This window comes from Streptosporangium nanhuense (assembly GCF_059358815.1).
Genome location: NZ_JCADBG010000001.1, coordinates 95,991 through 113,505, shown reverse-complemented (window position 1 = coordinate 113,505; position 17,515 = coordinate 95,991). Strand labels below are relative to the sequence as shown.

Here is a 17,515-nt window from a genome sequence, read left to right as displayed (position 1 = left end):
CCCGGCGCCTCGCCGGGTCCACTCCCTGTCAGCGGCCGGTGGACCCGAACCCGCCGGCGCCTCGCGCCGAACCCGGCAACCGGTCCACCTCGTGGAACGCCGCCTTCTCCACCTTCTGGATCACCAGCTGCGCGACGCGGTCACCCCTGCGCAGTCGTACGGCGTTCTTGGTGTCGGTGTTGATCAGCGTCACCTTGATCTCCCCCCGGTATCCCGCGTCGACGGTGCCGGGCGCGTTGACGAGCGTCACGCCGTGCTCGGAGGCCAGGCCCGAGCGCGGGTGGACGAACGCGGCGTACCCGTCGGGCAGGGCGATCGCCAGCCCGGTGCCGACCACGGCCCGCTCTCCGGGGAGGAGCTCGACGTCCTCGGCGGCGTGGAGGTCCGCGCCCGCGTCGCCCGGGTGGGCGTACGAGGGCGGCGGCAGGTCGGCGTCGAGCCGGTGGATCAACACCTCGACGGTGTGGGTCACGGGTTCACCTCGTACTCGTGGTGCTCGTCGGCGATCGTCTGGATGTCACCGTGCTTGGCGAAATGCTCCATGGCCACCTCGATGAAGAGCGCCGCGGCCCGCACGGCGACCGGCCCGTCCGGGGAACCGATCCGGCCCTCAGCCTCAAGGTACGCCTTCCTGCCGGACATGCCGTTGCACCAGGCGCGCATATGCAGGACGGTGCCGACCGGAACCGGGGCGAGATAGTCGGTCTCCAGGCGGCCGGTGACGTAGGGGCGCTGGAAGAGCCACACGGACATGCCGATGACCTCGTCCATCGCCGCGGCGAGCACGCCGCCGTGCGCCAGGCCCGGCGCGCCCTGGTGGGTCTCCTCAACGGTGAACTCGGCGACCACCGAGACCCCGTCGGGGGTGAGGGCGGTCAGGTGCAGGCCGTTGGGGTGGTCGTCACCGCAGCCGAAGCAGCGGCTGTAGTGGGAGCCGAGCGGGGTGCCGGGAGCGGGCGCGCCGGCGAGCGGACCCGGCGGGGTCGCGTCCGGCGGGGGGGTGGTCAGGGCGGAACGGGTCACGGGGCAGAACGTTACCCCCTGGGCTGCGGTGATTCCTCATTCACCGGCTTTCCCGCGGCATCCGCCGGTGCCGGCCCGGCGGGACCGGCGTTCGGATCACCGGGACGGCCCGGACCGCGAGGACCGTCGGGATCGGCGCCTGAGGGATCGAGACCGCCCGGACCACCCGGACGGCCCGGACCACCGGGATCGGCGCCGGAAGGATCGGGACCGTCCGGACCGCTCAGACCGCGAGGACCGTCGGGATCGGCGCCTGAGGGATCGGGACCGCCCGGATGGCCCGGACCACCGGGACCGTCCGGATCGGCGCCGGAGGAATCGGGGCCGCCGGGATCGGGGCCGCCGGGATCGGGGCCGCCGGGATCGGGGTGCGGCGGGGCCGGTGGCAGGGCCCGATGCGCGCTGCCCGTGAGCTCGGGCAGCGCGCGGTAGATCACCGCGGCCACCGGCACCGCCACGGCGGCCCCGGCGATGCCCGCCAGGATGCCGCCCACCGCCAGCACCAGGATGATCGCCAACGGGTGGAAGTGGAGCACCCTGCCGACGATCAGCGGCTGGAGCACGTGGTTCTCCAGCTGCTGCTCCACGAGCAGAATTCCGAGGAAGATCAGGGCGTAGATCGGGCCCTTGGCGCCGAGGGTGACCAGGGTCGCCACCGAACCGGCGAAGAAGATGCCGACGATGGGGATGAAGCTGGCCAGGAAGATCATCACCGCGAGCGGCGCCCAGAGCGGCACGCCCATCCCCGCGAGCACGATGCCCATGATCACGCCGTGCACGGCGGCCACCGCGACCGTGCCCTGCACGTAGTGCGAGAGCGTCACCCAGGCGGCCCGCCCGGCCCTGTCGACGCGGGGCGCGACCTCGCCGAAGCCCTTCAGGAACCACGACCAGATCCGGTCGCCGTCTTTGAGCAGGAAGAACGTCACGAACAGCAGCAGCACAATGGAGGCCAGCACCTCCAGCGCCACCGTGGCGCCGGTGAGGACCGTCTGGGTGATCTGGTTGCGCTGGGTGGTGATCTGCTTGCCGATCTCGTCGACCCAGCTGGTGATCTGGGTCGGCTGCAGGTGCAGCGGCCCGGTGTGGAGCCAGTTCTGCACCGTCTTGACCGTCTGGCGCACCTGGTCGACGAGGCCGGGGAACTCGTCGTTGGCGCGCACCCCGATGATCCAGCCGGTGCCGCCGAGCACGGTGAGCGCGATGATCATCGTGAGCCAGGTCGCGTAGATGGGCCGCATGCCCATCGCGCCGAACCGCCGGGTGAGCGGGAACAGCAGCGCGGTCAGCAGGAGCGCGATGGCCACCGGCAGGACCACGATGCGCAACGTCGCGATGAACTGCGCGAAGTAGAAGACCGCCCAGCCGATGATGATCAGGCAGAGACTCCACATCGCGATGCGCAGCAACGCGCGAGGCACCAGGCTGGTCAGGCGTTCCCGATCGGAGATCACGTATTCCAGACTGTCACGCCGGCCAGGGAAATGCGCGAGAGTTATCGTCTGGACACGAAAAGCAGCGACCCGGCCGTACGGCGCCCGTCAGGGACGGGCACCCGCCCGCCGAGGGCGACGCCCGGCCGACAGAGATGAGCGCCCGCCCGGTCGAGGGCGGGCGCTCATCCGGCCGGGATCAGCGCTCATCCGGCGGGCGGGAGATCACCCTGTCTTCGAGGTAGCAGCTGCAGTTGCCACATCCTGGCGGCATGCCTGTCCTCCTCTCACCTGTCCTGCCTCGACCGTACGGCAGGATTCACCGACGGCGAGGACAGATTCGCGTGCGCCCCGGGCCCGCGCGCCCGGGGTCAGGTGAGATCGACCTCCACCAGCAGCTCACCCTCGCCCTCCTGGAGCACGAACTCGTCGATGACGCCCGCGCCGCACAGGTCGTCCTGCGCCCGGCGCACGAGGTCGACCCCCGCGCCGGTGACGGTGAGCCGGGAGACCTCCGCGCGCATGGACAGGCGGGCGTCGGACTTGGCCTTGCGGACCCGGCCGAGGACGGCGGCCACCACGGGCAGCAGCTCGGGATCGCCGCCCCGCTCGCGCGTCTCGGGCCAGGCGGCCCGGTGCACCGAGCCCTCACGCCACCAGGACCAGACCTCCTCGGTGACGAACGGCAGGAACGGGGCGAACAGCCGGAGCATGACGTCGAGCGCCTCGCGCAGCGCCGCGTGCGCGGAGCTCGCCGCCGCGCTCGCCTCCCCCGTGCCGTCCCCGCCGTCCCCGTCGTTCGCGTCGTCGTAGGCCCTGGCCTTGACCAGCTCCAGGTAGTCGTCGCAGAACTCCCAGAAGAACCGCTCGGTCCGCTCCAGCGCGCGGGTGTAGTCGTAGCCCTCGAACGCCTCGGTGGCCTCGTGGACCACCTCCGACAGCCGGGCCAGCATCGACAGGTCGATCGGCTCGGTGACCTCCCCGCCCCCCTCGCCCAGGCCCAGGACGAACCTGGAGGCGTTCAGGATCTTGATGGCCAGCCTGCGGCCGACCTTGATCTGGCCGGTGTCGAACGCCGTGTCGGTGCCGGGACGGCCGCCGGCCGCCCAGTAGCGGACCGCGTCGGAGCCGTACTGCTCCAGCAGGCCGAGCGGGGTGACCACGTTGCCCTGGGACTTGGACATCTTCTTGCGGTCGGGGTCGAGGATCCACCCGGAGATCGCGACGTGGCTCCAGGGCAGGCTGCCCTGCTCCAGATGGGCGCGGACCACGGTGGAGAACAGCCAGGTCCGGATGATCTCGTGGGCCTGCGGGCGCAGGTCCATCGGGAAGACCCGCCCGAACAGGTCCCGGTCGCGCTCCCAGCCCCCGGCGATCTGCGGCGTCAGCGAGGAGGTGGCCCAGGTGTCCATGACGTCCGGGTCTCCGATGAAGCCGCCCGCCTTGCCGCGCTGGTCCTCGGTGTAGCCGGGCGGGACGTCGGAGGACGGGTCGATCGGCAGCGCGGACTCGGGCGGCGCGATCGGCGCGGAGCGGTCGGGCTCGCCCTCGTCGTCCAGGGGGTACCAGACCGGGATGGGCACGCCGAAGAACCGCTGCCGGGAGATCAGCCAGTCGCCCGCCAGCCCCTGCACCCAGCTGTCGTAGCGGACCCGCATGTGCGGCGGGTGCCAGGACAGCTCCGCGCCGCGCGCCAGGAGCGCGTCGCGAAGGGCGAGGTCGCGCCCGCCGTTGCGGATGTACCACTGGCGGGTGGTGACGATCTCCAGGGGCCGGTCGCCCTTCTCGTAGAACTTCACCGCGCGCCTCACGGGGCGCGGCTCGCCCTCCATGTCGCCGGACGCGCGCAGCAGCTCCACGATCCGCTCGCGGGCGCCGTGCACGGTCCTGCCCGCCAGCTCGGCGTACGGCTCCGGGGGCACGCCCTCGGGCGCGTCCGGCAGCAGCCTGCCGTCCCAGCCGATGACGGCGCGGGTGGGCAGGTCGAGCTCGCGCCACCAGACGATGTCGGTCACGTCGCCGAAGGTGCAGATCATCGCGATGCCCGAGCCCTTGTCCGGCTCGGCCAGGTGGTGGGCCAGCACCGGCACCTCGACGCCGAACAGCGGCGTCCTGACCGTGGTGCCGAACAGGGGCCGGTAGCGCTCGTCGTCCGGGTGGGCGACGAGCGCGACGCAGGCGGGCAGCAACTCGGGGCGGGTCGTCTCGATCCAGACCCGGTCGCCGAACCCCCTGGCCCGCTGCTCCTCGGACAGGCCGAAGCCCAGCCGGTGGAAGGCGCCGGGCCACTCGCGGTCCTCCAGCTCGGCCTGGGCGACGGCGGTGCGGAAGGTGACGTCCCACAGCGTGGGCGCCTGGGCGACGTACGCCTCCCCCCTGGCCAGATTGCGCAGGAAGGCGCGCTGGGAGGCCGTCCGCGCGGCGTCGCCGATCGTGGCGTACGTCAGCGACCAGTCGACCGACAGGCCGAGGCGGCGCCAGAGCTCCTCGAACACCCTCTCGTCCTCGACGGTGAGCCGCTCGCACAGCTCGATGAAGTTTCCGCGCGAGATCGGGATCTGCCGCTTGGGGTCGGGCCTGGCCGGAGGCTCGAACGAGGGGTCGTAGGCGATGGAGGGGTCGCAGCGCACGCCGAAGTGGTTCTGCACCCGGCGCTCGGTGGGCAGGCCGTTGTCGTCCCAGCCCATGGGGTAGAAGACCTCACGCCCGCGCATGCGCTGGAAGCGGGCGACGGTGTCGGTGTGGGTGTAGGAGAAGACGTGGCCGACGTGGAGGGAGCCGGAGACGGTCGGCGGCGGGGTGTCGATCGAGTAGATCTCCTCGCGCGTGCGCGACCTGTCGAAACGGTAGGTCCCTTCGCTCTCCCAACGGCCCGCCCATACGGCTTCCAGGCCATCGAGAGTCGGTTTCTCGGGCATGGGCGCAGAGCGCGGTCGCTGTTGTGTCATGCCTCCCTATGGTATGGCTTCACGCGATCCGCCGCTCGGGGAGACTAGTGTTCTTGGGGCGGACAGTAAACGGGAGGACCACATGGCCGACAAGACCGAGAAGCAGGACATGGCGTGGAGGGCGATCGGCGGCCTCCTGGGCCTCGCCACCGCGTGGGGGGCGAAGAAGGTCATCGGGTTCGCCTGGGAGAAGGCCACCGGCAAGAAGCCGCCCCTCGACAACGAGTCCCTGGAGATCAGCCTCGGCGAGGCGGTCGGCTACGCCGTGGTGATGGGGGTCGGCATGCAGGTGACGCAGATCGTGGTCGCCCGCACCGCCAGGAAGCGCTACGACGCCTGGAAGGCCGTCAAGGACGCCGCCAGGGACGTCACCACCTGACGGCGAGGCCCCGCCGCCGGCCCGCCCTCCGCGACGACCCGCGCCCGGATCCCGGTCGTGTGAGTCGTCGCCACCGCCGGAACCCCCGCGCGTCGCACTCGCGCGGGGGCCGGTCACACGGACGGTGCGGCGTCAGGAGGCCTCCAGCACCTCCGGGGACTCCTGGGATTCCTGGGACTCCGTGGGCTCCTGCGACCCCTGGGACTCCTGCGAACCCGGGGACTCCAGCGAGGTGAGGAACTCCTTCGCCCAGCGGTCCACGTCGTAGGTGGACACCCTCCGGCGCAGCGACCGCATCCGGCGCGACAGGTCGTGCGGGGTGGCGCGCATCGCGGTCAGCATCGCCCGCTTGAGGCCGTCGACGTCGTAGGGGTTGACCATGAACGCCTGGCGCAGCTCGTCGGCCGCCCCGGCGAACTCGCTGAGCACCAGCGCGCCGCGCAGGTCGTTGCGGCAGGCGATGTACTCCTTGGCGACCAGGTTCATCCCGTCGCGCAGCGGCGTCACCACCATCACGTCGGCGGCGAGGTAGAGCGCGGCGAGCTCGTCCCGGCCGTACGACTGGTGCATGTACTGAACGGGCTGCTGCCCGAGCTCTCCCTGCTCTCCGTTGATCCGGCCGACCTGGAGCTCGATCGAGTCGCGCAGCCGCATGTACTCCTCGACGCGTTCCCTGCTCGGCGTGGCGATCTGCACGAACGCCGCCTCGCCCGGCTTGATCGCCCCCTCGGAGAGCAGCTCGCCGAACGCCTTCAGGCGCTGGCCGATGCCCTTGGTGTAGTCGAGCCTGTCGACGCCGAGCAGCATGCACTCGGGGTCGCCCAGCTCCGCGCGGATCTCCCTGGCCCTGGCGATGATGTGCGGCTCCCTGACCAGGGAGTCGAGCTCGCCGAAGTCGACGGAGATGGGGAACGCCCCGGCGCGCACCACCCGGTCCCCCACGTAGATCTCGTGCTTGTGGTGCTGGAGGCCGAGCAGGCGGCGGCAGAGCCGGATGAAGTTGGACGCGCCGCCGGGGCGCTGGAAACCCACCATGTCCGCGCCGAGCAGGCCTTCGACGATCTCGCGCCGCCACGGCATCTGGGAGAACAGCTCGACCGGCGGGAAGGGGATGTGCAGGAAGAAGCCGATGCGCAGGTCGGGGCGGAGCTTGCGCAGCATGGCCGGGACCAGCTGGAGCTGGTAGTCCTGGATCCACACGACGGCGTTCTCCGCGGCCTCCGCGGCCGCGGCCTCGGCGAAGCGCTCGTTGACGGTGCGGTAGGCCTCCCAGGTGACCCGGGAGTAGACGGGAGAGGCGACCACGTCGTGGTAGAGCGGCCAGAGGGTGGCGTTGGAGAAACCCTCGTAGTAAAGCTCGACCTCGGATTCGGACAGCGGGACGGGGACGAGCTGCATGCCGTCGTGTTCGAAGGGTTCGAGGCTCTCGTCGGGGGCGCCGTGCCAGCCGACCCAGGCCCCCTCCCTGCGCTGCAGGACGGGGGCGATCGCGGTGACGAGGCCGCCGGGGCTACGCCGCCACATGTCCTCACCGACCCTGTCGACGGGGAGACGGTTGGCGACGATCACAAATGCGCTGCGGCCCAGCACAGATTCCTCCAGGTAGTCGGGGGCTTACTGAAGTAACTACCCGTTTGAGAGGTTTCTATGACTTGCCTGGTGGGAGGGCGCGGTGAATCCTCAGATCGGCCCGTACGACCTCGCCGAGCTTCTTCGTGGCGGCGCGGTTGAGGAACCCTCCGGCCACGGCGCCGGTGAGGAAGGGGCCGAAGGTGGTGAGGTGGCGCCCGAGGGTGCGCATCAGCCTGTTACGCAGGGCGGTCTTGGCCGCGGTGCCCAGGGCGACGGTCATCGTCCCGGGGGCCATGGGGTCGACGCCTCGCTGCTTGGACCAGGCCATCGCGAAGGCCATGGCCCGCTGGGAGCCCGAGCCCGGCACCTGGATGCCGTACACCTCGTGGAGCTCGGCGATGAGCTTCACCTCGATCGCGGCCACGACGAGGGTCTCGGCCACGAGCTGGGCCGGGGCGGAGAGCAGAAGGGGAGGGGCGGCGAACTCGGCGGCGGCGACGGCCCCGCCGATGGCCCCGACCGCCATGGTCGCCTTGGTCGCCGTTCGTACCAGATCGTCGGCCAGCGCCTCGGAGGTGTGACCGTGATGGTGCTCGGAAAGGGTCTGCAGGTCGCGGATGGGGATGCGGGGCGCCACGGCCATGAACACGTCGGTCAGCCAGCGGCCCCGGCTCGCCCCCGACTCCTTGGCCTTCTTCGCCCCTCGCGCCAGTGCTTTCGTGAGACGGCCGAGCAGCCTTCGCCGCTCGGCCCCGTCCATGTCGCCCGGCTCGGCGAGCCTGCCGACAATCTCGGCCACTTCCCGTTCGGCCCGGCCGTCTTCCTCGCCGGCCCGGCCGTCCGCGACCGCGTCATGATCGGGACCGGCGCCCGCGGCCACCTTGTGGTCGGAACCGCCGTCCACGGGCACTTGCCGACCAGACCCGCCGTTCTCGGTCACCCTGTGATCGGAACCGGCATCCGCGGCCACCGTGTGGTCAGGACCCGCGTCCACGGTCACTTCCCGGCCGGACCCGCCGTTCCCGGCCACCTTGTGATCGTCGTGACCGGCGTCCACGGTCACTTCCCGGCCGGACCCACCGCTCGCGGCCGCTTTGTGATCAGGCGCGCCGTCCGACTCCTCGGCCGTGGAGTCGTCCGGCGCGGCACCGGTCCGCCTGTTCTCTGACGTCATGTCTCGGAACCTCCTCAAGGCTGTCCTGGGGCCCTACCCATACTTGGAAGAGCACACCTCGGACAGGCCATCGGAATCATCTCAAGCCGCGCATTCCCGGCAGATCTGCTGGCCGTTCTTCTCCACGGCGAGTTGACTGCGGTGATGCACCAGGAAGCAGCGCGCGCAGGTGAACTCGTCGGCCTGACGAGGAATCACCCGGAGCGAGAGCTCCTCATTTGACAGGTCCGCGCCCGGCAGTTCGAGCGACTCGGCGAGATCCGTCTCGTCGATGTCGATGCTGCCCGAGGACTTGTCGGTACGGCGGGCCTGCAGTTCCTGAAGACTGTCCTCGCTGAGGTCGTCGTCGGTCTTGCGTGGGCTGTCGTAATCGGTAGCCATCGGTCTGCTCCATCCCCCTCATCTATCTGTCTGCGCTCACTCGCGCGTGTGTAACGTTCGAGAGGCACGACTTGTGCCCGATCCGCCAGAGAGATTCCTGCTTCGGTACCCCGCCGGAATGGTCACTGAACCTCCCTACACGTGAGGGACGTACTGCCAATGGCCACGGTTAGCCAAATATGGCGTAAACCACAGCATCGGCGGCATGCACCACCGTGTTCGACGGCACATCCAACCACATGTACGGCGTGAACGAGACGCCCCCCGCCGGATCAACGTGACCGAAGTCGCACCGTGACCACCAGACCTCCTCCGTCCCTGGGTATGGCGGTCACGTTGCCCCCGTGGGCGCGCACGACCGCGCGGACGATGGACAGGCCCAGCCCCGCGCCCTTGTCCGAGTCGACCCGGTCGGCGTTGAGCCGCCGGAACGGCTCGAAAAGGCTGTTCACCTCGTACGCGGGCACATGCGGCCCCGTGTTGGCCACCTGAACAACCAAGGCACCCTCCACCATTCCCGTCCTGACCCACAGACGTCCGGAATCGGAGAGGTTGTGCTTTATAGCGTTCTCCACCAGGTTGGCCACGCATCGTTCGAGCAGCACCGGATCGCCCACGGTCTCGGCGTTCCGAAGCTCGGCGACCACGGTGACCCCGGCCTCCTCGGCCCGCGTGGCGAGCTGGTCGACGACCGTCTCGGCCACGTCCTTCATGTCCACCGGCTTGCGCACGCTCAGCTCGCGCTCGCTGCGGGCCAGCAGCAACAGGCCCTCGATCAGGCGCTCGTTGCGGGCGTTGACCTCCAGGAGCGTGCGGCCCAGCGCCTTCAGGTCACCCGACGCCTCCGGATCGCCCAGGGCGATCTCCAGGACCGTCCGGTTGATCGTCAGGGGGGTGCGGAGCTCGTGCGAGGCGTTGGCCACGAACCTTCGTTGTGTGTCGAAGGCCACATTCAGCCTGGTGAGCATCGCGTCGAAGGTGTCGGCCAGCTCCTTCAGCTCGTCGTCGGGGCCCTTGAGGTCGATCCGCTCGTGGGCGAGCGTGGAGCCCGACAGCTTGCGGGCCGTGGCGGTCATCTGCTGGATGGGCTTGAGCGCCCGGTCGGCGACGATGTAGCCGATGATGACGGCCAGGATGCCGACCCCCAGCAGCGCCAGCAGCGAGCGGGCCAGCAGCTCCCGCTGCGCCCCGGTGATCGCGGCGTGCTGCTGCCAGTACCACTGCTGCTTGAAGATGGCCGCCGCCTCGGGCCCCACGAGCTCCCGCAGCTCGTCGTACGGGAAGGGCGGCCACCCCGAGGAGAGCGCCCAGCCCACCATCAGGTAGATCACGGCCATCAGCAGGGCACCGGCGATGAAGAACAGCGCGGCGTAGGTGAGGGTGAGCCGCCACCTGATGCTGAGCCGGTCCAGGACCGTCCGCAGCCGGTCCAGCGGGGTCCGCGGGGCCGGGGCGGCACCCTCCGGGGGCGGTCCGTCCCAGGCGGGCGGGCCGGTCGGCGGCGGGGGCCGCTCGGCCGGCCTCCCCTCATCGGCGGGCCCGGACTCCAGCTGCTCGCTCTTCCAGGTGCCCCGCTCGGAGTGAGGGCTGATCATCGGGTGGGTCGGCACCGACTCGCGGTTCTCGCCCACCGGCACGAACGTCGGGCGTTCCTCTCCTCCGCCTGCCGGAGCGTTCACAACTTGTACCCGACCCCGGGCACCGTCTCGATCACCTGAGGCTCGCCCAGCTTCTTTCTCAGCGTCATCATGGTGACGCGCACCACGTTGGTGAACGGGTCGATGTTCTCGTCCCACGCCTTGTCCAGCAGGTCCTCCTGGCTGACGACCGCGCCCTCGGCGCGCATCAGCTCCTCCAGGACCGCGAACTCCTTCTTCGTGAGCGCGATCTCACCGCCGTCCCTGGTGACCAGCCGCTTGCCCGGGTCCAGGCGGACCCCGGAGCGCTCCAGCACCGGCGGCAGCGCCGGGGCCGAACGGCGGCCCAGCGCCCGCACCCGCGCGACGAGCTCGACGAACACGAAGGGCTTGGCCAGGTAGTCGTCGGCCCCCAGCCCCAGCCCCTCCACCTTGTCGTCGACGTCGCCGGAGGCGGTCAGCATGAGGATCCTGGACGCGGTGCGGGAGGCGACCAGGCGGCGGCAGACCTCGTCGCCGTGGATCTTGGGCAGGTCCCTGTCGAGGACGATGACGTCGTAGTCGATGTATCCCGTCCGCTCCAGCGCCCCGGCGCCGTCATAGGCCACGTCCACGGCCATCGCCTCGCGCCGGAGCCCGGTCGCGATCGCGTCGGCGAGCACCCGCTCATCCTCAACCACAAGCACTCGCACGGCTTATGGCACCTCCCGTCACATTCCCTGAGCAACCGCTGGGGCGGCTCCCCATTCTCCCCGCACCACCTGTAAGCACACGGTAAGGCCCCTCACGAGAAGGGGCACTCCGTGTGATGTCGGGAACACGCAGGTTTAGCTCGTGGTTCACCCTGGGTACAGCCGGTTCCAGTCTCTATCGCGGTACCTTCCGTCCCCATGAGCCCGTGAGAAAGAAGGTGAGATGGGCGAGTTCACCACCACAATCGAACACCGCCTCGACCAGGCACACAGGAGTCTGCAGGAGGCCAGGACCTCCGGCGACGACTACCTCGCCGACACCCTCACCGCCGAGATCGAGGATCTCCACCGTCTGGCCACAGACAACGGCGTCCCCATTCAGCGCTGACGGGAAAAGCCCCCCGGCCGCCCGGCCGGGGGGCTTTTTCGTGCCCTGGGCCTCGAACCCCGAGCCCTGGGCCTTGGAGCCCGAGCCCTGGGCCTTGGAGCCCGAGCCCTGGGCCTTGGAGCCCGAGCCCTGGGCCTTGGAGCCCGAGCCCTGGGCCTTGGAGCCCGAGCCCTGGGCCTTGGAGCCCGAGCCCTGGGCCTTGGAGCCCGAGCCCTGGGCCTTGGAGCCCCGAGCCCCGAGCCCTGGCCCCCGGGCCCCGAGCCCTGGCCCCCGGGCCCTGGGTCAGGCGTCGCGTTCCGGGTCGAGCGGGAGCAGCAGGTCGTGCAGCTCCTCGAACAGGCCGGGCGCCGCGCACAGGGTGAGCCCCGGATTGGCCGGTCTGCCCTCCAGCCCGCCGACCCTGGCCCCGGCCTCGGCGGCGATGAGGCCGCCGGCGCCGTAGTCCCAGTACTGGGGGCCGCGCTCGTAGTAGCCGTCCACCCGCCCCGCCGCCACCGCGCACAGGTCGGAGGCGGCCGAGCCGCCCCTGCGGATGTCACGCACCCGCGGCAGCACGTGGCGGAGCACCTCCGCCTGCACCTCGCGCCGCCCGCTCTCGTAGCCGAACCCGGTGGCGATCAGCGCCCGTTCCAGCGGCACGCCGGTGTTGCAGCTCAGCCGCTCCCCCGCCAGCCAGGCGCCCCCGCCCTTGACGGCGGTGAACACCTCGCCGCGGGGCACGACGTTGACCACTCCCGCGATCACCTCGCCGTCCACCTCGACCGCGATGCTGACCGCCCACTCGGGCACCCCGTACAGGAAGTTGACCGTCCCGTCGATCGGGTCGACGACCCAGCGGACCCTGCCCTCACCGGTGGGGCCGCCCTCCTCGCCGAGGATCGCGTCGTCGGGCCTGACCGCCTTGATCCTGTCTCGGATGAGCTCCTCCGAGGCCCGGTCGAGGGCGGTCACCACGTCGGTGGGGCTGGACTTGGTGACCAGCACCTCGGGGCGGGCCGGCCGCTTGGCCAGCAGCATCTCACCGGCCTCCCTGGCGATCTCCTCCGCCAGCCGGCCGAAGGTCACGGCGCTGTCCACGATCCGCTCCTCACTCCTCACTCGTCCCTCACTCGTTCCGGCGGGCCCACGACGGCACCCGCCGCCCCCATATGCCCAGCCTGGCGTACGGCATTCCCGCCCGCCTCCCGGATCCCCCGTCGTCGCTCCCGTCGTCGCTCCCGTCGCGCGGCGCCCCCGTTCGCCGCGCCGGGCTCACGACAGCGACTCCGGGCGCTTCCACTCGCGTCCGAGGACATGTTGATCGAGGAAGGCCAGGACGGTCTCGTACCAGACGACCGCGTTGCCCGGCTTGAGCACCCAGTGGTTCTCGTCGGGGAAGTACAGGAACTTCGACTCCACCTCCGAGCGCTGCAGGTCCCACCACAGGCGCAGCGCCTCCCCGATGGGCACCCGGTAGTCCTTGTCGCCGTGGACGACCAGCATCGGGGTGGAGATGTTCTCCAGTGACAGGTGCGGGGAGAGCTTGGTGTACAGGCCGGTGCCCGGGGAGCCGAACTCGCGCTGCCAGTACATGGACGCGTCTGTGGTGCCCGCGAACTGGTCGAGGTTCCAGAGCGAGGCGTGGGTGACGATCGCCCTGAACCTGCCGGTGTGCCCGGCGACCCAGTTGGCCATGTAGCCGCCGAACGAGCCGCCCATGGCGGCGGTCCTGGTGGGGTCGACCTGGGGCAGCTCCAGGGCGGCGTCGGTGATCGCCATCAGGTCGGCGTGGGTGCGCGGGCCCCAGTCGGCCCAGCCGCGCCGGATCATCTCCGGCCCGTAGCCGGTGGACAGGCACGGGTCGGGCAGCAGCACGGCGTAACCCTGCTGGGCCATGATCCACGGGTTCCAGCGCCAGGACCAGTCGTTCCAGCTGGACAGCGGGCCGCCGTGGATCCACAGCAGGAGCGGGGCGGGGTTCTCCGCGGAGGCGCCCTCCGGAAGCACCAGCCAGGCCCTGATCTCCGCGCCGTCGTCGGCGGTCACGGTGACCTCGGTGAGCGTGCCGGGCAGCTCCAGCTCGGGCGCGGGGGAGGTCAGCCTGCCGATCGTGCCGTCCGGGGCCACCCTGACCGGGGCCGGGGGCGCGTCCACGGCGCTGCGCAGCGCGTACACGGCACCGTCGGGCGCGATGTTGAGCGAGGAGTAGGCGGCGTCGTCGGAGGTGAGCCGCTCCGGCGCGGACCCGTCGACCGGGACCCGGAAGATCGGGCGGCGGCCGTGGTCGTCGGCGACCACGAACAGCGAGCGGGAGTCGGGCGCCCAGACGATGCCGGACGGCCAGAGCGCGCCGCCCGCCGGGCGGCCCTCTCCGGTGGCCAGGTCGACGATCCACAGGGTGCTCTCGGGGATCAGGTCGATGTCGGCGTGGTTGTTCCTGACGCACGCCACCAGGCGCCCGTCGGGGGAGATCCTGACCGGCCCGTCGAAGTCGTGGTCGTCCGCGGCGGCCACGACCCGCCGGGCGCCGCCGTCGGCCGTGTCGATGGCGACCAGCTCGAAGCGGAGCTCGCCCCGCGGCATCGACACGCCCCAGGTCGTCACGACCGTGGAGCCGTCCGGTGACACGTCGCACGCGCTGTGGCTGGACAGCGCCTTGCCCGGCTGCGGGGTGAGGTCCCTGACGTCGGCCAGCCGCTCGTCGTCGCCCAGGGTGCCCGCGAACAGCCGGGGCTCGCCGGGACCGAGGTCGTGATCCCAGTAGCGCACCGGGTAGCTCTCGTGCAGGATCGCGCTGACTCCCGCGTCCTTGCGTGTCTTGCGCCGCTCGGCCTCGTCCGCCTCGTCTCCGGGGAGGACGTCGGAGCCGAAGACCACGGTCTTGCCGCCGCTCATGAACCCGGCGATGCCGCCGGGCCTGGAGGCGATCTGGCGGGCCTCACCTCCGGCCGCGGGCAGCAGCCAGAGCCCGGGAACCTCCTCCTCCGCCTCCTTGACGGTCGGGTCGGGCCTGCGCGAGCCGAAGAGCAGATCGCCGTCCTGCGTGAACTCCGCCCCGGCCTCGCCCTTGACGGATCTGGTCAGCCGGTACGGCCGGCGGCCGTCGAGAGGAATCTCCCACAGGGAGGTCCCGTAGGATCTTCCGTCGGGATTAAGCGCCTGCACCACGCTGACCAGGCGCGCTCCATCGGGGGATAGCCGCAGGGATGCCACCCGCGGCACGCCGACATAATCGCGGATGTCGTTAAAAGGGGTCACGGTTTCGAACTTACCCCGGCGATCGTCTCCGAACATGCATCCGAACATGCATCCACAAACCTTGTTGATAACGAACTACTCAAGGTGGCAGTGCAAGAGGACACCCAGGCATGCGGTTTGATAAATCCCATGGGGAATTACGACGCGCTTCTCGTCGTCTCGTTCGGGGGACCGGAGAAGCCGGACGACGTGATGCCGTTCCTGGAGAACGTGGTCCGGGGCAGAGGCATCCCGCGCGAGCGGCTGCTGGAGGTCGAGGCGCACTACCAGCGCTTCGGCGGGGCCAGCCCGATCAACCAGCAGTGCCGCGACCTGATCGCGGCCGTGGAGCCGACCATCGACCTCCCGATCTACTGGGGCAACCGTAACTGGCACCCCTACCTGGAGGACACGCTCCGCCGGATGGCGTCGGACGGTGTTCGCAGGGCCGCGGCCTTCGTCACCTCCGCCTACAGCTCGTACTCGGCCTGCCGCCAGTACATCGACGACATCGCGCTGGCCAGGGCCGCGGTCGAGGGTGCCCCGGAGGTCGTCAAGCTCCGGCACTACTTCGACCACCCGGGGTTCGTCGCGGCGATGGCCGACCACACCCGCCAGGCCCTGGACCGGCTGCCCGCCGGGCTCCGGGACTCCGCGCGGCTGGTCTTCACCGCGCACAGCATCCCGATCTCGATGGCCACGACGGCCGGGCCGGGCGGCGGGGCCTACGAGGCGCAGCTGCGCCGGGCGGCGGCGCTGGTCACCGCCGAGGTGGGCGGCGGCGGCGACGGCGGCAGGGAGTGGGACCTGGTCTGGCAGAGCCGGAGCGGCGCCCCGCACATCCCGTGGCTGGAGCCCGACGTCTGCGACCACCTGCTGGAGATCGACGCCCCGGCGGTGGTGCTGGTGCCGATCGGCTTCGTCTCCGACCACATGGAGGTCGTCTACGACCTCGACGTGGAGGCCGCGGAGACGGCGAAGAAGATCGGCCTGCCGCTGGTCAGGGCGTTCACCGCCGGGACCCACCCGCGCTTCGTCTCGATGGTCGGGGAGCTGCTCGCCGAGCCCGAGCCCGTCGCGTGCGCGGCCACCTGCTGCCCGGCCCCGCCGCGCCGCCGCTCGTGACCACGAGGCCGTAGCCGATCACGGGACCGCACGCGGGCACGAGAACGCGGGTGGTCCTCGGCGCGGCCGGTCGCGGGCACAGCCGGTCGCGGGCGGCTCAGGGGTAGGCGGCGGCGTAGCCGCGGGAGATGCCCATGACCTTGGCGACGTACGACCAGGAGTGGTTGTAGAACCAGATGGCCTTCTCCAGCTTCTTGCCGCCCCGGCCCGCCCCGTTGGCGCACAGGTAGTTGGCCGCGCCGGGAACCGCGTCGTACGGGTTCCAGATGTCGGCGATCCCGTCGCTGTCGCCGTCCACGCCGTAGGCCTTCCAGGTGGCGGGCATGAACTGCATCGGTCCCTGCGCGCCCGCCGAGGAGGGGCCGTTGTTGCGCCCGTGCGAGCTCTCCACCTGGCCGATCGCGGCCAGGACCGTCCAGGAGAGCCCCGGGCAGACCCCGGCCGCCTTGCGGTAGAGCTCCAGGTAGCTGCCCGGCCTGCCGACCGTGGCCTGCCGCACCTGGCCGATGCCCGTCTTCCCGGTCGTCCCGGTCGTCCCGCCGGTGGCGGGCTTCGCGGTGGGTTTCGCCTTGCGGGAGCCGCCGACGGCGATCACCTGGGAACCCGGGCCCAGCAACCTGCCCACCCGTGTCCTGAGGACCGTGGCGGCCCGCTCCGAGCTGTGCACGAGCAGCGCCACGCCGGGCAGCAGGCCGAGCCTGCGGCCGGTCTCCTCCCCCACGATGCCGTCCACGCCGGGCAGGCCGAACCCGGCGGAGGCCGCGGCCCGCAGCCGGGGGCCGCCGTCAACCTGGTACTCCGAGCCGAGGACCAGTCCGAGGCGGCGCGCCGCCGAGTTGTCGGCGACGAACTCCCCCCTGGCGAGGGCGTCCCAGATCCTCTGGTGTTCGGCGACGGCTTTGGGGGCCCACGCGCGGAAGCGGGCCGGATCGACCGCGATGAGGTTGAGCCCGATCCCGGACACCTTGACCGCCCCGCCGTCGAAGGAGTCGATCTTCTGGACGTACTTGAGCCGGGAGATGTCCTCCTTGGTCTGCTCGGTCAGCGTCGAGGGGGAGATGACCATCAGCCGGGGCGGGGTGGGGACGAGCCCGGGAGCACCCGTCGCGCCCGGATCGGGGGACTCCCCGGTTCCCGGCCCGGGGGTCGGCCCCTGGGAGACGGAATCTCGCGGGCCCGGATTCTGCGGGCCCGGATCCTGCGGGCCGGGGCTCCGCGGGTCCTGGCCGCGCTGGTCCTGGCCGCCTCCGGCCGAGACGTCCGGATTCGGGTCGAGGCTCGGGCCGGGGTCCGCGGAGCCCAGCGGGTCCGGGTCGGCCGGGCCCGCCGGGTTCGAGTTCGGGTCGGCCGAACCCACCGGGACCGCGGGAGGGTCGGCCACCGGCGCGATCGCCGACAGGTCCCGGATGCGTGACTCCACGACGGCGCTCTCGCCGGAGGCCGCGGAGGTCGCGGGAGCGACGGGGCGACCGGCGTTGATCATCGCGAGCGCGACGCCGCCGAGGGCGAGGAGAGCGGTCATGACCACTGCTACTGGGACAAGCAAC

Annotated in this window: 15 protein-coding genes; 3 read left to right on the top strand and 12 right to left on the bottom strand. The window is 71.2% G+C overall.

Going from position 1 to position 17,515, the window contains the following annotated elements:
• Positions 1 to 28: 28 nt before the first annotated feature.
• From dut to valS, 4 genes are all read right to left on the bottom strand, one after another.
• Complete coding sequence (gene dut, locus AC5L38_RS00445) at positions 29 to 472, bottom strand: dUTP diphosphatase (RefSeq protein WP_495240705.1); 444 nt, start codon at positions 470 to 472, stop codon at positions 29 to 31.
• On the bottom strand, positions 469 to 1,023 hold the full coding sequence (locus AC5L38_RS00440; RefSeq protein WP_495240704.1) for a PaaI family thioesterase: 555 nt from the start codon (positions 1,021 to 1,023) through the stop codon (positions 469 to 471). Before AC5L38_RS00440 ends, dut begins: the two co-directional genes overlap by 4 nt.
• An 11-nt stretch (positions 1,024 to 1,034) precedes the next feature.
• A complete protein-coding gene (locus tag AC5L38_RS00435; protein ID WP_495240703.1) occupies positions 1,035 to 2,477 on the bottom strand; it encodes an AI-2E family transporter in 1,443 nt (480 codons plus the stop codon).
• 350 nt (positions 2,478 to 2,827) lie between these two features.
• Positions 2,828 to 5,404, bottom strand: a complete 2,577-nt coding sequence (gene valS / locus AC5L38_RS00430; protein ID WP_495240702.1) for a valine--tRNA ligase — start codon at positions 5,402 to 5,404, stop codon at positions 2,828 to 2,830.
• An 82-nt stretch (positions 5,405 to 5,486) separates the two neighbouring features.
• Here valS and AC5L38_RS00425 point away from each other — a divergent pair, with 82 nt between their 5' ends.
• A complete protein-coding gene (locus AC5L38_RS00425) occupies positions 5,487 to 5,783 on the top strand; it encodes a DUF4235 domain-containing protein (RefSeq protein WP_495240701.1) in 297 nt (98 codons plus the stop codon).
• Positions 5,784 to 5,915: 132 nt separating this feature from the next.
• On the opposite strand, the gene AC5L38_RS00420 is transcribed toward AC5L38_RS00425, so the two are convergent.
• From AC5L38_RS00420 to AC5L38_RS00400, 5 genes are all read right to left on the bottom strand, one after another.
• Positions 5,916 to 7,373 (bottom strand): alpha,alpha-trehalose-phosphate synthase (UDP-forming), encoded by a 1,458-nt coding sequence (locus AC5L38_RS00420; protein WP_495240700.1) that lies wholly within the window; start codon positions 7,371 to 7,373, stop codon positions 5,916 to 5,918.
• Positions 7,374 to 7,428: 55 nt separating this feature from the next.
• On the bottom strand, positions 7,429 to 8,529 hold the full coding sequence (locus AC5L38_RS00415) for a hypothetical protein (protein ID WP_495240699.1): 1,101 nt from the start codon (positions 8,527 to 8,529) through the stop codon (positions 7,429 to 7,431).
• An 81-nt stretch (positions 8,530 to 8,610) separates the two neighbouring features.
• A complete protein-coding gene (locus AC5L38_RS00410; RefSeq protein WP_030914836.1) occupies positions 8,611 to 8,910 on the bottom strand; it encodes a DUF4193 domain-containing protein in 300 nt (99 codons plus the stop codon).
• A gap of 272 nt (positions 8,911 to 9,182) precedes the next feature.
• Positions 9,183 to 10,505, bottom strand: coding sequence for a sensor histidine kinase (locus AC5L38_RS00405; protein ID WP_495241527.1), 1,323 nt, complete (start codon positions 10,503 to 10,505; stop codon positions 9,183 to 9,185).
• Between the two features lie 80 nt (positions 10,506 to 10,585).
• The gene (locus AC5L38_RS00400; RefSeq protein WP_362864398.1) at positions 10,586 to 11,239 is read right to left on the bottom strand and encodes a response regulator transcription factor; all 654 of its coding nucleotides are present in this window, start codon (positions 11,237 to 11,239) and stop codon (positions 10,586 to 10,588) included.
• Between the two features lie 223 nt (positions 11,240 to 11,462).
• Between AC5L38_RS00400 and AC5L38_RS00395 the strand changes: the two genes are divergently transcribed.
• The gene (locus AC5L38_RS00395; RefSeq protein ID WP_495240698.1) at positions 11,463 to 11,627 is read left to right on the top strand and encodes a hypothetical protein; all 165 of its coding nucleotides are present in this window, start codon (positions 11,463 to 11,465) and stop codon (positions 11,625 to 11,627) included.
• Between the two features lie 282 nt (positions 11,628 to 11,909).
• Here the strand turns inward: AC5L38_RS00395 and AC5L38_RS00390 are convergent, their stop codons facing one another.
• Together AC5L38_RS00390 and AC5L38_RS00385 are read right to left on the bottom strand one after the other, a co-directional pair.
• Entirely contained in the window at positions 11,910 to 12,644 is a 735-nt protein-coding gene (locus AC5L38_RS00390) for an inositol monophosphatase family protein (protein WP_495241526.1), read from the bottom strand.
• A 234-nt stretch (positions 12,645 to 12,878) separates the two neighbouring features.
• Positions 12,879 to 14,900, bottom strand: coding sequence for a S9 family peptidase (locus AC5L38_RS00385; protein ID WP_495240697.1), 2,022 nt, complete (start codon positions 14,898 to 14,900; stop codon positions 12,879 to 12,881).
• Between the two features lie 93 nt (positions 14,901 to 14,993).
• On the opposite strand from AC5L38_RS00385, the gene AC5L38_RS00380 reads away from it, so the two are divergent.
• Positions 14,994 to 15,968 (top strand): ferrochelatase, encoded by a 975-nt coding sequence (locus AC5L38_RS00380; RefSeq protein ID WP_495240696.1) that lies wholly within the window; start codon positions 14,994 to 14,996, stop codon positions 15,966 to 15,968.
• Positions 15,969 to 16,065: 97 nt separating this feature from the next.
• On the opposite strand, the gene AC5L38_RS00375 is transcribed toward AC5L38_RS00380, so the two are convergent.
• The gene (locus AC5L38_RS00375; RefSeq protein ID WP_495240695.1) at positions 16,066 to 17,490 is read right to left on the bottom strand and encodes a lytic transglycosylase domain-containing protein; all 1,425 of its coding nucleotides are present in this window, start codon (positions 17,488 to 17,490) and stop codon (positions 16,066 to 16,068) included.
• Positions 17,491 to 17,515: the final 25 nt, after the last annotated feature.